Consider the following 13,687-nt stretch of genomic DNA (forward strand, 5'->3'; position numbering starts at 1 on the left):
CCGATCAACAGCTACATCACGTATTCTTTTTGAGGGAGGACTTTCGTCCGAAATTGCTGGCGGTACCGGCGACAAGAACATCGAAGTCGGTTGCATAGGTCTGGAAGGGTTTTCAGCGGTACCGGCAATCCTCGGGATCGATAACACTCCGCATTTTGCATTCATGCAATGCGGCGGCCCGGCACTCAGAATTGAGGTTACGGCGCTCCGTGCAGCGATGGACGAATGCCGCCCGTTTCGTGACATTCTCATGCGCTATGCTCACGTTTTCCTGATCCAAGTCGCCACAACAGCTCTTGCCGACGGTCGGTACGGCGTTGAAAAAAGGCTTGCCCGCTGGGTGCTGATGGGACGTGACCGCATCGGCAATGAGCTGCCGCTGACGCACGACTTTCTGGCACTGATGCTTGGTGTCCGCCGTGCGAGTGTTACAGACGCGCTACACCGTCTCGAAGGCAAACACGCGATCAAGGCCGAGCGCGGTCTCATTCTCATCAAGGACGTCGAAAAACTGAAAGAGCTTGCCGGCCCGATCTATGGCATTGCGGAGAAGCAATACGAGCAGCACATCCGGCACGACTGGCGCTATTAGCCTGGCCCTGGAACAGGAGCCGAGCTCATCGGTGCGATCGACTAGCCGTTGGGACGGATCACGACTTTCACGCATCCATCGGCTTTGTCCCGGAACGTCTTGTAGGCTTCAGGGCCTTCCTCAAGACCGATGCGGTGAGTAATGATGAACGATGGGTCGATCTTGCCCTCAACGATCAGATTCATCAGAGGCTCGAGGTATTTCTGCACGTGGGTTTGGCCGGTCTTGAGCGTCAATCCCTTTCCGACAACTGCCCCAAGCGGCGCTGGCACAGCCGAGCCGATGAAGACACCCGGAAGGGAGACCGTACCACCTGGACGGCATGCCAGGATAGCCTGGCTCAACGCGTAGGGCCGCTCGGTTGCCGACAGCTTCGTTTGCATCGTCTCCATAAAACCGCCCGCACCATGGCTCTCCAGTCCGACGGCTTCGATCACCGCATCGGGTCCCTTCCCATCAGTCATGTCGACAATACGTTGCTGCAGGTCTTCATCCGCATAGTCCAGCGTCTCCGCGCCCGCCGCTCGCGCAAGCGCCAAGCGCTCTGGCACGGTGTCGATCGCAATGACCCGTTCAGCGCCGAGCAGGAAGGCGGACTTGATTGCAAACAGTCCGACCGGGCCACAACCGAACACGGCGACCGTTTGTCCCGGCTGGATGTTGCAGTTTTCGGCTGCCATGTAACCTGTCGGGAAAATATCGGAAAGAAACAGGACCTGCTCGTCGCTCAAACCGTCCGGCACCTTGATCGGGCCGACGTCGGCATAGGGTACGCGCAGATATTCGGCTTGGCCGCCCGGAAAACGGCCGTATATCTCGGAGTAGCCAAACAAACCGGCAGTCGGATAGCCGATCTGTTTCGCTTGCATTGCGCCGTTCGGATTGGATCGCTCGCAGAGCGAAAACTGGCCCCATTGGCACTGTCGGCATTCACCGCATGAGATGGTGAAGGGAACGACCACGCGGTCTCCAATTTTCAGCTTGGAGTTTCCGCGGCCAACCTCAACGACCTCCCCCATGGTTTCGTGGCCCATGACATCGCCATGGTGCATGCCTGGCACGAAGCCGCCGTAGAGATGCAGATCCGAGCCGCAAATAGCGCAACTTGTAACCCTAATGATCGCATCGCGGTCATCCTCGATGGCGGGATCGTCTACCTGCTCGCAGCGAATGTCACCGCTTCCATGCCAAGTCAGCGCTTTCATATCTGTTCCTTCCGATTGATCAACGGCGGCCGCAATCGGTGTGAGCGGCACGAAAAACAACGGCCGCTTGGAGGCGGCCGCTGGAGGGAGATTATTTATCGAGATCCTGTGCCATCTGGTAATGGTGCTCGAGGGCCGGCAGTGTCTTGGCAGCCCACGCCTTGAGGTCTGCATTCTCGCCCTCTTCGGCGTAACGCTTGAACAGGTCGACCGCATCCTCGTGCGCGTCAACCTGGTCATCGATATACTCCTCGCTGAATTCGTCACCGTCGAGCTTGGCAAGCTCGTCCACCTCTTCCTTGAAATCCTCGGTCAACGTTGCAACAGGATTGCCCTGCACCTTGCCGGAAGCGAGAAGCGCCTTGAGCTCTGCGGTTGTCTTCTCGTGATCGGTGACCATCTGCTGGGCAAACGCCTTCGTCGCGTCATTTCCCTTTGTCAGAGCGAGCTTGCTGGACTCGATCTCGAAAACGTCACTGGCGGAGGCCTCCATGATGAAATCCTCGGTTTTCGGTGCAACACCGAGAGCGGAGTTCACGCCGGTCGACTCCGTCGCCGACTGCGCAAAGCGCCGCCGGCGCTAAGGACGAGGCTTGCCGTGAGAAGGACATGTTTCATCTGCGTAATCCCTGGAACTTGGTCTTCCTGATTGAAGATCCTGGATTGAAACGGCGCCTTGCGATCACAGTTCCGGGGAAACGAGTGATAATCAGTTTCGTACGGCAACGTACGAAATGTAAGATCCAACTGTTTCGATCTCATTGATTGGTTTTAAGCAATGGCAGGACCACGTCGCTGTAGGCATCGAAAGCGAGCTCGGCCTCATGAAAGCCGTCAACAGCAAACCAGCCAAGCTCCGAATGTTCTTGTCCCAGCAATTGCGCATTACCGCCGTCCCAGAGAGGCACCCTGAAAATATGGAAGGGCGACTTCCTCTTCCGATCGCCGTCTTCATAGAGCGTAGCCACGTGCTCGAAAGCGCGGGGCGTCAAGCCTACCTCTTCCTGGCATTCGCGCACCAGAGCGACATCGAGCCCCTCGCCCTTTTCGACATGACCGCCGACTAGATCCCACTTGTTCGCCGACCATTTTCGATGCGCTGCGCGCCTCACAAGCAGCACCCGTCCATTGTCGATAAACGCCGCGCACACAATCTCCGCCATCCGCAAACCTCTCAACGCACCATACCGATAGGGAACCCGGAGGCATCAGACGGTGTTCCACGCTGTCAATAACCGCGAGGGGACTTTGGATGAGTGAGACCGTGGGCACAATCAAAGAGATCTGGCGCTATCCCGTATCTTCGATCGGCGGTGAGGGTCTGAATGCGGCTTCGGTCGGCGATGATGGGATCGACGGAGATCGCACGCACCTCCTGGTTGACCTTGATACCGGAGAGGTCGCTTCACCGGAAACGACACCACGTTGGCGCCCTGTCCTGATGCTGTCGGCATGTCGATCTGGCAATGACGTGCTGGTCTCATCAAGTACGTGGAGAATGAAGCCGATCGGCCCCGGACTTGACGCGGCACTAAGCGAACTCATGGGATTTCGCTGCGGCGTCCGTCCAAGAGGCGCCCCTGCCGAACGTGACAGGTCTGAGGTGAGCAACCTCCAACCTCGGTATGATCTCGCGCCACTTCATTTCCTGACGACCAAGAGCCTTACCGATCTGGCGTCACTCATCCCAAGCAGCGAGGTAGACCGCCGACGTTTCAGGCCTAACGTCGTATTGGAGACCGAAAGTCATGAAGAAGATTGGTTGGGTCGGGGCTGGCTGTGCGGCTCGGTCGGAGGAACCGTCACCGACAGGACCAAGCGGTGCGGCATGACCATGATTGCACAGCCGGGCCTGCCTGAAGAACCGGAGATCCTGCGGACAATCGTCAGGCAGCGCGCCCGATGCCTTGGCGTTTATGCCTCTGTTGCACGGGCTGGGAGATTAACGGTCGGCGACGAGTTTGTATTTTCCTGACCCAGCGCCGTAATCAGAGGATTGCCTGCAAACTCCGTGGACGTAATGATCGCATTCGAGACGATCTCCCCCATGTCACGGGCGCTGGTTATACCCTGGATGAAAGGGAGCTTGTGCAGCAAGAATGGGACGGAAACGCAGTAGAGGTTTCTTGAGACGGGTTGATCAATGATGGGCCTAAATGCTCGGTCGACATCGATCCCGCCGGTTCGTTTCAAACTTGCGGACATCTCTGCTGACGTTTCGGAGGCCGCTTCCTTGACCAAGCCCGGACGTCTCAAGCTTGGGAACGGTAGATCGGAGGCGGAGGCCGCATGCTGTCCTGTCGCGTCGATAAATGCCGCGTAGTGCGTCTCACGCTCTCCGACCGTGATCGTCACACCGGGTTTGTTCTCCGGATGCTCGATTTTATAGTCTTCTCCAAGCGCTACGACATCGAGCGTTCCGGCATTGTGAAGGGCAAGCAGACGCTCCACGGATTCATGCGGAACCGTGGCATAGTCATCGACAAAAACCGTCTTGAAATGCTTATGGAAGCGCTTCAGATCCTCGGCATCCAAATGTGGAACGGCGCGCGCAATCACCTCGTGCAAGCGAAGGATCGTGTACCGCCACTGAACCGTGATCTTCTCCGCCTTGTTCTTCTTCGCCTCGGCGAGATTTCGGGCCGCTGCGATGAATTGGTCCATTGCTTCCCGTGTGCGAAAGTAACGCTCAGCGATGTCCTCTATCGTTGCAAGCCCCAGGCCGATCGATGAGGCGTAGTCCGGGTCGGCAGCGCCGAGTTCGGCTTTGAACAACTCGAACACGTTGTCTAATAGCCCTGCCGGTCCCCGCGAGATAGCAGCATCGACGGCCTCCGGCGTGCAAAACTGGAGAGGTTCGTAGGGTATCGGGCAGAAGAAGTCGGCTTCCGGCAAGAGCCCTTTCCGAGACATCATTGTCATGTGAAGCCCATTGGTCGTAGGCTGATAAGCAAGCTGCCCTTGCTCATCACGCAGGAAGATTCCGTGAGCGGTGGCAACGGTTACAGCAGCATCGATGCCGCTCAGGGACGTTCCAAGAATGCCGACCTCGACTGGTCCGATGCGCTTGATGGCGCTGGCGGGCCAAGGCGAGATGAAGTAGCCGGGCGTTAGCTCGGTGTTTTCCGGCCAATCATGACCAGTCGCCATGACGACATGGTCGAAGTTTTCCCTGGTTTCAGGTTCATCACCTTGGCGAGCGACCAGCGCGACATGAGATTTTTCCAGGCGAATATCGGTGATCTTGGTGCTCGCCCTGATGATTACGCTATGGCCGCGGGCCTTCGCCTGATCCACCAACTTCCAGAACTGAGCCGCAAGGAACGTTCCGAGCACGACGCGTGGATAAAATTCGCGCTCACCGATCCGTGCCCGTTCAAGGCCTAGCTGCTGCAGGTCCGCATCAGAATGTCCACTCAACCACTCGATGAGGGTATCGACGATGCGAGGGATTTCGATGCTCGCGATGTTGGCAAGCATAGCGTTATCATTGACCGCCGGATGATAGGGCGTGCCCTTCCCGGGATCTGGTAGCTCTTCGAAGACAGTGATCATCAGCGGTTGCTGAGAGGCTACGAGGCCCTTGAAGGTGTAGATGCCGGTGGGACCGGAACCAATGATGGCGATACGTGTCATGAGGCTCGACGAGCTTGTTGTGATGGAAGGCCGGACAAAACGGCCCAGCGTCTGACAGGTTCCAGATCAGGCCGTAACCGTGCGCTATCGTACAGCCGTTGAAGATTCACTCGGCCGAGGGTCGCCTCGTAACTCAAATTCCTTAGCGATCAACGGCGCCGAGTCGAGCCGACGAAAATGCGTCGCAAACCCATCAGGAACCTTCTCCCAATGTGATGGTTCTCCTGATGTCACACGAACCAAGACATCACCTTCACTCAGACACGGCGGGCCGAATCTCTGTGCGCCTCCTAAGGGGCGCGTCTCAACCTGCCGCCCGCCTGAGAGTCTATCGCAAACGGAGAATAGCATGACCCTGGAAGGCAAGAAGATCGCAATCCTGCTGGCGCCCCGTGGCACTGAGGAGCCGGAATTTGTTGAGCCGAAACGCGCTGTAGAGGCCGCTGGCGCATCGGTTACTGTCATCGGCTTTGAAGCGGGCGAGGTCCAGACCGTCAATAACGACCTTGATCCGGGTTCACGCTTCTCCGTCGATAAGGCGGTAGCTGAAATCGCGGCGTCCGACTTCGACGGCCTAGTCATCCCTGGCGGCAGTGTTGGAGCCGACACACTGCGCGGCAATGAGCAAATCGTGTCCTTTGTGCATGACTTCTTCGCCCAGCAGAAACCAGTTGGCGTCATCTGCCATGGCCCGTGGATCCTCGTGGAGGCCGACGTGGTGAAAGGGCGCACGCTGACATCCTACCCGACTGTGTCGACTGACATCCGTAACGCCGGCGGAACCTGGGTCGATCAGGAAGTGGTAACCGACAAGGGACTGGTCACCAGTCGCAACCCGAACGACTTGCCGGCCTTCTGCGCGAAGATCGTCGAGGAATTCGCCGAGGGCCGCCATCCAGCACAGGCGCGCAGCGCATAATCTTAACACTTGCGGGCGCCGCCAGGCGTCCGCTCTCCTCATTTCTTTTGGCTCAAGGAGTGAAAATGACCAACTATCCGACACCGCCATTCGACGCACCACGCCAGGATATGCCCGGGACGACGGAAGCGATGTCCCCTCTGCCCGATCATGGCGAGGAGAGCTATCGAGGCTCCGGCCGTCTGTCAGGAAAGAAGGCCGTGATTACCGGAGGTGACAGTGGCATCGGGCGTGCCGTTGCAATTGCCTTCGCCCGCGAGGGTGCCGATATCCTGATTTCATACTTGGATGAAGACGAGGATGCTGAGGAAACAAAATCCTGGGTCGAAAAGGCTGGCCGCAAGGCGATCTTGCTGCCCGGCGACATTCAGTACGCCCCGCACTGCAAAGAGATCATCGACACAGCGGTCTCGCAGCTTGGCGGGATAGATATCCTTGTCAACAATGCCGCTCACCAGGCGAGCTTCAGCGATATAGGGGATATTTCAGACGAAGAGTGGGAAGTGACTTTCCGCACCAACATCCATGCAATGTTCTACCTGACAAAGGCCGCCGTGCCGCACATGAAACCCGGTAGCGCGATCATCAATACCACCTCGATCAATGCAGACAGTCCAAGCCCGCATCTGCTCGCATACGCCACAACCAAGGGCGCCATCCAGAATTTCACGGCAGGTCTTGCTCAGATGCTGGCCGACAAAGGTATTCGCGCCAATTCCGTTGCACCTGGGCCGATTTGGACGCCCCTTATCCCGTCGACCATGCCGGATGAGAACGTGAAGAACTTTGGCAAGCAGGTACCAATGCAGCGACCCGGCCAGCCCGCCGAACTTGCCACCGCCTACGTTATGCTGGCCGATCCGCTGTCGAGCTACGTGTCGGGAGCAACGATCGCAGTTACCGGCGGCAAGCCGATCATTTGATCTGCGGCAAACTCAACCAAAGGAAAAAGCAAATGGCAAAGCCTCAAGATGATACAAAAGGCCAGTACGCGCCTTCGCAGGCAGATCCTCACGCGACTGGAGTCCATAGCGCGAAGCCGACAGTCGTAACAGGTTCTGAAGACGCAACCGTCAATCGGACGCCGCCGGGGCAAAAGAAGGAAAAGGATTTCGATCTGAATTACGACTCGACAGAAAACAGTGGCAATCGCACGACGTAACACTTACGTCATCCAATCTCCGGCGTCATCAAAAGGTCGACGTAACCGCATCCCCGACGTTCAGGCAGAACGTTGGCCAGCATTTGCATCTTCAGCCAAGACAAGGCTCGCTGGCGGGGCACCGCTATCGTCCCCTTGGATGACTGCCGAGACATAAGCCAGCGCATTCTTCATGCCGTTCATCGTGTAGGGCTTTTCGATTGCCCCGAGGGCTCCAGCAAAATCTTGCGGGATCCGCTTGATGTTTCCGCTGACAAATACATAGGGGATGCCTGCAGCCGCAAGGTCGCGCCCAACATCGATCCCGGTCGGGCCGTCCATCAAGTGGATATCGACGAACGCGAAGTCGGGCTTCGAGGCACCGATTTGTTCGCGTGCCTGAGTGCTGCTCATGGCAAGACCTGTGACCTGATGGCCTGCCATCTCCACTTCGCTCTCAAGCTCCATGGCAAGCAGCATTTCATCTTCGACGATCATGACTTTCAATGTGCATTCTCCTGGTGGTCGCCGACGAGCAGCACCACATCGACGACCGTCTTTCGACCGTCCAGTTTCCGTTCGATTTCGGCGCCCAGCTGCAAGGCCGACGCTTCAAGCAACATTTTTCCGAGCTGGGCGCTCTCACTATCCGGCTCGACCGGTTCCGACGTGTCTTCGACCCGAATTAGGAAGTGACCGTTCAGACGCCGCACGACAACATGGATGTCGCCGCCGCCATCGCTCAATCCGCGGCGAACGGCGTCGCCGACCAGCTCGTTGACGATCAAGGACAGCGGCGTCGCTTTGACGGCCGGCACGAGCAGCGGGGACAGATCCAGAGACAGGCGGATATCCTTGCGGCCGGTGGCATCGACCAGATCCGTCACCAGCTCGCGGGTGAATTCCGACATGTCGAATTTCGAGACGTCGTCGAGCGTGAACAGCTTGCGCTGCACCGTGCTGAGAGCCTCAATTCTGTTGAGGACCGACATGAGTGTGTGCCTTTGCCGATCGTCTTTGGTAATCCGCGCCTGCATTTTGACGATCGAGGCCATCGTCAAGAGGTTGTTCTTCACCCGATGATCGACCTCGTGGACGAGCAGCGTGCGGGCATCCAGCGCCGCGCGAAGGTTGGCGGTATGCTTTGCCACCTCGGCCTCGGCCTGATGCCGCGCCGCTGCGAGATCCGCTTCCCGGCTCTTGACCGTCGTGAAATCAAGCTGGGAGGCGAAGAAATAGATGATTTTCTCGGCTTCGTCCCGCACGGGGCTGATAAAGACCGCGTTCCAGAACGTACTTCCGTCCTTGCGGTAGTTCAGAATATCGACTGCCACATCCTGGCCAGCCGCGATGCTGTCGCGGATTTTGCTGACCGTCTCCCGGTCCGTCTCGGCCCCTGCAGGAAGCGACAATTCCGTCCGATGATTTCCTCGTCGCTGTAACCGGTCAGCTTTCTGAATGCCTCGTTGCAGAAGATGATTGGATTATCGGCCTGGCTCGGATCCGTGACAATCATCGGCATGCGCGTGGCTTTGAACGCTGCCGCAAATGGGTCTTCGCTCACATGCCCGGCGACCAGACGGTCTCCTGCACTGCGCGCATCCCGCCGGTTTTGATCCTTTTCCTGCATCATAATCCTGATTGTGTTGCCCGATGACAGAAGTCGTGGCGGATGAATTCGTTCCTGTCGGCTATTTCGTAGCGTGCTGTGTAAGGGCGGCCTCGATTACACAGACGACGCCGGCAGCGTCATAGACGATTGCCGACGTACCGTTAAGCTCCGCCGCCAACAAGCGCTCGACCAGGCGAGATCCAAAACCCTTCCTGGTCGGTTGAGCGACCGTCGGCCCGTCTTTTTCCTGCCAGCGGAGGCTGAGAGCCGAGGTTTTGGGGTCATAGGTCCAGATGATCGACACCCGTCCTGTCGGAACGGACAGCGCCCCGTATTTGGCGGCATTGATTCCAAGTTCGTGAAGGGCGAGCGACAGTGTGGCGACAGCCTTTTGTGGCAGGAGAACCGACGGCCCCGAAATCTCGAAGCGCTCCGGCGGGTACGGCGCAACGGCTTGTTCGACCACCGCCGTGAGATCGGCACTCTGCCAGTCCCCTTCGGCAAGCAAATCATGGGCGTGCGCCATCGCGGAAAGGCGTGCTTCGTAAGCCGCGACAGCATCCTGGGTGTCTGTTGCCTTGGCCAGTGTTTGGCGCGCGATGGCGATGACAGTCGCAAAGACGTTTTTCACCCGGTGATGCAGCTCGCCGATCAGCACAGCCTGAAGCCGCTCCGCCTCCTTCTTCGCGGAGATGTCATGCGCGATTTTCGAGGCGCCAACAATCCTGCCGGCCGAGTCATAGATCGGTGAGACGCTGAGCAGAACGTCGACCAAACGTCCGTCCTTACGCCTGCGCTTCGTCTCATATGCATCAACCGGGTACCCTGCCCTGATCTGCTGTAAAAGTGCCGGCTCTTCATCGAGCCTGTCTTCCGGCACGAGCATCAGGACGGATTGACCGAGGACCTCCTCAGCCTTGTAGCCATAGAGGCGTTCAGCCCCGCCGTTCCAGGCCGTGATGTTCATGGCCAGATCGACGCCGAGGATGGCGTCGTTGGAGGACGCGATGATCGAGGCCAGTCTGCGTTCGGCTTCCTGAGCCTGCTTGCGCTCGGTGATATCGACCGAGATGACGGCAACTTGTTGGATCCGCCCTTTGTCATCGCGCAAAGCAGAGACCGTATTATTCACCCAGACGAGGCTACCGTCTTTCCGAACATAGCGCTTCTCCATGTCGAAGCTTTCGCCGGTCGTGGCGAGCCGGTTGAACAGGCGGGTCTGCTCGGGCATGTCATCGGCATAGGTGATGTCGGCAATGTTTTTCCCGAGAAGTTCGCCCTCCTCATACCCGACGATCTCGCAGAACCGCCGGTTGATGTGCAGGATCTTGCCCTCCAGGCTGCCCTGGCCAATGCCGGCGGCCGACTGGGAGATGACCGCTCGAAGCCGTTCCTCGCTTGCCTGCAATGCCTGATCGGCGCGGACGCGATCGGTTGTTTCGTTGACGATGCAGAAGACGCCGCGGACCGCGCCATTTTCGTCGCGAATGGCTGAATAGGAGATATCGAAATAGACGGTTTCCGGGTAGCCGTGCCGCTCGATGTAGAAGGGACGATCCTTTGCCGCCACCGTCTCGCCGGTCTCCATCACCCGGCGCAGGAGCGGCTCGAGATCATCCCAGAGCTCGGCCCAGTTCTCTCGCGCCGGTCGGCCGAAGGCTTTGGGGTGTCGTTGGCCGATCGTCGGAGCGTAAGGTTCGTTGTAGAGCGCGACCAGGTCTGGTCCCCAGAACATCACGATCTGGGCCATTGCCGGTAGCATGATATCGACAGCGGATCTGAGACAGAGGGGCCATGTCGACGGCGGGCCGAGGATGGAATCGTCCCAGTTTCCGCTCTCGATAAGTCGAGAGATCTCGTCCGTCCCGTTGAAAGTCTTCCCCGCTTCGCTCCGCATTGGTACCCGCTCTACATTTCCATTGCGTGACCGCGCCTCGATCCCGATCTGTCGGTGGCAGATTTATGGCGCAGGCACGGCTCTGCAAGGCCTTTCCGTAATGAAATCAGCGTGAGATGCCAGCGGGGCTCGTAAATCCCTCCTCAGTTGATCGACTGTAATTCGGTCTTGACCCCGCACGCCCGATTTCCCATATCGGCGCCGCAAAGAAGGGAGGGCTATGCGCGCGTTTCTGGAAAAGCCATTCGGCCCGACTGAGTTGTAGTTCATCGAGGAGGCGTTCGACGACTGGCTTGTTGCGAACCGCGTTCACAAGGACGGCCCGGAAGCCGAGCTCGTCGCAGCAATCATCATAAATCTTTATCGCGAGGGCCATGATACTCAGGCGGCGCTAGAAGCTGCTATGTCCAGGCATCGCGGCCTGAGGGATTTGGCTGAGTTTGCATCGGGGTCTTGAGCGGGATCGAACCGTCGACCCGTTATTCTGAAGAGTGAAATCTGATACAACTCAGCAGCTTAATCCGCTGCGGATCGACTAGAAGCTCACGTCATCACTCAACGAGCATAGTTACGAGCAGCACCTTGATTCTTTGGCTGTCGGTGCGCAGCAAGATGATTTGGCCTGTTCCTCCGCCAGCCACCGATCCCGTGGCTTGCAACTCCCCGGCCGAGGGGAAAGGGCGACCTCGAAGGTGCCGGCGACGAGCCGCGGCGCGGATGCGCAGTACAGGGCCATCGGCCGCTCTCCGTCGCTGACCTCGAACGTGAGTTTTGCCGTCGGCTCAAGCTGCACATGGTCGGAGACTTTGCGGATGATCGCCGCGAACTTGCCGGCCGGCATGTGCGTGCGGCCATCCTCGTCGATATCCCAGAGCTGCACGAAGATCTCTGCCCAGGCTTCCGGGTTCGCACCGCAGTCGAGCGCCGAAAACTGCCCAGCCTTCACCTCGGTGACATGATATCCAGGCCGGACGGAACTGCCATCATAACTGAACACCAGCGGGGCATCCGGCGCCACCGCAAGGACATCGAGGAGATGGCCGAGACTGATGTCGGTCGAAACTGACTTGTCGATCGCGTTCATGTGGGTTATCCCTCCATCCAATAATTCAAGGATTGTTGAAGTATGGATGAACGTCAAGCCCTTTCCTCATTCGCTGCACTCTCTCAGGAGACCCGCCTTGCCATCGTTCGGGCACTGGTTGTCGCCGGACCGGAGGGACTGGCCGCAGGCGTGATCGCCGAGCGCATGGGCGTCTCCGCCACGAACGTGTCCTTTCACCTGAAGGAGCTGGAGCGGTCGGGGTTGATCTCCCAGCGAAGAGAATCCCGCTCGATCATCTACAGCGCCAGCTACGAGGCGCTCGCCGATCTCGTCAAATTCCTGATGGAAGACTGCTGCGCCGGTCATCCGGCGATCAGGGAGAACGTCGAGCGTGCCGACGACTGCTGCAGCCCGGCCGACAAGGATGACGTCGTTGCATAGTTCGAAAATCCCGGCCGGGCTCGTCTCGGCTCTCGGCCTGACGCAGATCATCGGTTACGGCACCCTCTATTACAGCTTCAGCATCCTCGCCCCCGGCATGGCAGAAGATCTCGGTTTGTCGCTGGCGGAAGTTTTTGGCGTATTCTCCATCTCGCTGTTCATCGGTGGCCTGTCGGCGACTTACATCGGCAAGCAGATGGACCGGATCGGCGCTGCAACGATCATGACCATCGGCTCGGCCCTCGCTGCACTAACGCTTGCGCTCTGCGCCTGGTCACCATCAATCGCGATCTTCGCCATCGCCATCATCCTGCTCGAAGTGTCGTCCGGCATGGTTCAATATCAGGCGGCATTCGCGGCGCTGGTCGAGAGCGATCCCCGCACAGCCTCCCGCAGCATTACCTATCTGACGCTGATCGGCGGCTTCGCCTCGACGATCTTCTGGCCGATCTCGGCGACGCTCACCGGCTATATGTCCTGGCGGGAGATCTACCTCGTGTTTGCAGCGCTGAACCTGTTCCTCTGCATGCCGCTGCACTTCTGGATCCGAAGCCTCGGAAAGAAAGCCGGGACCGAGACGATCCGGCCACGCGAGACGGTGATCGGCGCGATCCCGCCGCATGCCCGGCGCCGCGCGATGGTGATCGTCTCCTTTGCCTTCGCGCTTCTTGGCTTCACGCTTGCCGCGATCCTTGCCCATATGGTGCCGATGCTGGGATCGATCGGGTTGGGCGCCGCAGCCGTCGTGATCGGCTCGCTGTTCGGCCCGGCGCAGGTTCTAAGCCGTCTGATCAATATGATCTTCGGCAAGAACCTGTCGCCGCCTGGGCTTGCGGTCCTGTCGGCCGTGCTCATCGTCTTCGGCGTCCTGATCCTGCTGACGACGGGCAACTGGCTGCCGGGTGCGGTCGCCTTCGCCATTTGCCTCGGGCTCGGTTCCGGCATCAACAGCATCGCGCAGGGGAGCCTGCCGCTTTTTCTGTTTGGATCGGACGGATATGGCGCGATCACCGGCAAGATGGCTGCCGGCCGTCTGGCGGTTGGCGCCGGCGCGCCCTTCGTGTTCGCGGCGGCCATGGAGAGTATCGGTCTGAGCTTCGCACTCGTCGCAAACGCATGCCTCGGCGCGATCAGTATCGCGGCATTCGTCGCGGTGTCTGCATCCTGCCGGCAGCCTGCAACCGCGACGGTTTGATCCG

General features: G+C 58.8%; 14 protein-coding genes and 1 pseudogene. 7 read left to right on the top strand and 8 right to left on the bottom strand.

Annotated elements, in window-relative coordinates; translation table 11 throughout:
• Window positions 1-217 precede the first annotated feature (217 nt).
• Complete coding sequence (locus tag N7E02_RS06635) at window positions 218-592, top strand: Crp/Fnr family transcriptional regulator (RefSeq protein ID WP_286578544.1); 375 nt, start codon at window positions 218-220, stop codon at window positions 590-592.
• Between the two features lie 41 nt (window positions 593-633).
• Here N7E02_RS06635 and N7E02_RS06640 read toward each other — a convergent pair whose 3' ends face one another.
• The 3 genes from N7E02_RS06640 to N7E02_RS06650 form a co-directional block, all read right to left on the bottom strand.
• Window positions 634-1,797 carry a zinc-dependent alcohol dehydrogenase gene (locus tag N7E02_RS06640; protein ID WP_286578545.1) on the bottom strand — a complete coding sequence of 388 codons (1,164 nt, stop codon included), beginning with the start codon at window positions 1,795-1,797 and terminating at the stop codon, window positions 634-636.
• A gap of 91 nt (window positions 1,798-1,888) precedes the next feature.
• Window positions 1,889-2,335, bottom strand: coding sequence for a DUF4142 domain-containing protein (locus N7E02_RS06645; protein WP_374730623.1), 447 nt, complete (start codon window positions 2,333-2,335; stop codon window positions 1,889-1,891).
• Between the two features lie 220 nt (window positions 2,336-2,555).
• The gene (locus N7E02_RS06650) at window positions 2,556-2,960 is read right to left on the bottom strand and encodes an NUDIX domain-containing protein (protein ID WP_286578546.1); all 405 of its coding nucleotides are present in this window, start codon (window positions 2,958-2,960) and stop codon (window positions 2,556-2,558) included.
• 89 nt (window positions 2,961-3,049) lie between these two features.
• On the opposite strand from N7E02_RS06650, the gene N7E02_RS06655 reads away from it, so the two are divergent.
• On the top strand, window positions 3,050-3,772 hold the full coding sequence (locus tag N7E02_RS06655) for an MOSC domain-containing protein (RefSeq protein WP_286578547.1): 723 nt from the start codon (window positions 3,050-3,052) through the stop codon (window positions 3,770-3,772).
• On the opposite strand, the gene N7E02_RS06660 is transcribed toward N7E02_RS06655, so the two are convergent.
• Window positions 3,712-5,433 (bottom strand): FAD/NAD(P)-binding protein, encoded by a 1,722-nt coding sequence (locus N7E02_RS06660; protein WP_286578548.1) that lies wholly within the window; start codon window positions 5,431-5,433, stop codon window positions 3,712-3,714. The two genes, N7E02_RS06655 and N7E02_RS06660, sit on opposite strands and share 61 nt — an antisense overlap.
• A 349-nt stretch (window positions 5,434-5,782) precedes the next feature.
• Between N7E02_RS06660 and N7E02_RS06665 the strand changes: the two genes are divergently transcribed.
• From N7E02_RS06665 to N7E02_RS06675, 3 genes are all read left to right on the top strand, one after another.
• On the top strand, window positions 5,783-6,352 hold the full coding sequence (locus tag N7E02_RS06665) for a type 1 glutamine amidotransferase domain-containing protein (protein ID WP_286578549.1): 570 nt from the start codon (window positions 5,783-5,785) through the stop codon (window positions 6,350-6,352).
• Between the two features lie 65 nt (window positions 6,353-6,417).
• Window positions 6,418-7,275, top strand: a complete 858-nt coding sequence (locus N7E02_RS06670) for an SDR family oxidoreductase (RefSeq protein ID WP_286578550.1) — start codon at window positions 6,418-6,420, stop codon at window positions 7,273-7,275.
• Between the two features lie 32 nt (window positions 7,276-7,307).
• The gene (locus N7E02_RS06675; RefSeq protein ID WP_286578551.1) at window positions 7,308-7,514 is read left to right on the top strand and encodes a hypothetical protein; all 207 of its coding nucleotides are present in this window, start codon (window positions 7,308-7,310) and stop codon (window positions 7,512-7,514) included.
• A gap of 60 nt (window positions 7,515-7,574) precedes the next feature.
• Here N7E02_RS06675 and N7E02_RS06680 read toward each other — a convergent pair whose 3' ends face one another.
• The 4 genes and pseudogenes from N7E02_RS06680 to N7E02_RS06700 all read right to left on the bottom strand — a co-directional run bounded on the left by N7E02_RS06680 (window position 7,575) and on the right by N7E02_RS06700 (window position 12,086).
• On the bottom strand, window positions 7,575-8,000 hold the full coding sequence (locus N7E02_RS06680) for a response regulator (RefSeq protein ID WP_286578552.1): 426 nt from the start codon (window positions 7,998-8,000) through the stop codon (window positions 7,575-7,577).
• A pseudogene (locus N7E02_RS30010) lies at window positions 7,997-9,123 on the bottom strand (PAS domain-containing protein). Before N7E02_RS30010 ends, N7E02_RS06680 begins: the two are co-directional and overlap by 4 nt.
• A gap of 61 nt (window positions 9,124-9,184) precedes the next feature.
• Complete coding sequence (locus N7E02_RS06695) at window positions 9,185-11,002, bottom strand: PAS domain S-box protein (protein ID WP_286578555.1); 1,818 nt, start codon at window positions 11,000-11,002, stop codon at window positions 9,185-9,187.
• 568 nt (window positions 11,003-11,570) lie between these two features.
• The gene (locus tag N7E02_RS06700; RefSeq protein ID WP_286578556.1) at window positions 11,571-12,086 is read right to left on the bottom strand and encodes a DUF6428 family protein; all 516 of its coding nucleotides are present in this window, start codon (window positions 12,084-12,086) and stop codon (window positions 11,571-11,573) included.
• 42 nt (window positions 12,087-12,128) lie between these two features.
• Here N7E02_RS06700 and N7E02_RS06705 point away from each other — a divergent pair, with 42 nt between their 5' ends.
• Both N7E02_RS06705 and arsK read left to right on the top strand, forming a co-directional pair.
• Window positions 12,129-12,488: an ArsR/SmtB family transcription factor gene (locus tag N7E02_RS06705; protein ID WP_286578557.1), complete on the top strand. Its 360-nt coding sequence runs from the start codon at window positions 12,129-12,131 to the stop codon at window positions 12,486-12,488.
• Window positions 12,472-13,683, top strand: a complete 1,212-nt coding sequence (arsK, locus tag N7E02_RS06710) for an arsenite efflux MFS transporter ArsK (protein ID WP_286578558.1) — start codon at window positions 12,472-12,474, stop codon at window positions 13,681-13,683. The genes N7E02_RS06705 and arsK overlap by 17 nt, the downstream gene beginning before the upstream one ends.
• Window positions 13,684-13,687: the final 4 nt, after the last annotated feature.

This window comes from Terrirhizobium terrae (assembly GCF_030323265.1).
In the GTDB taxonomy this organism is placed as follows: Bacteria; Pseudomonadota; Alphaproteobacteria; order Rhizobiales; family Rhizobiaceae; genus Neorhizobium.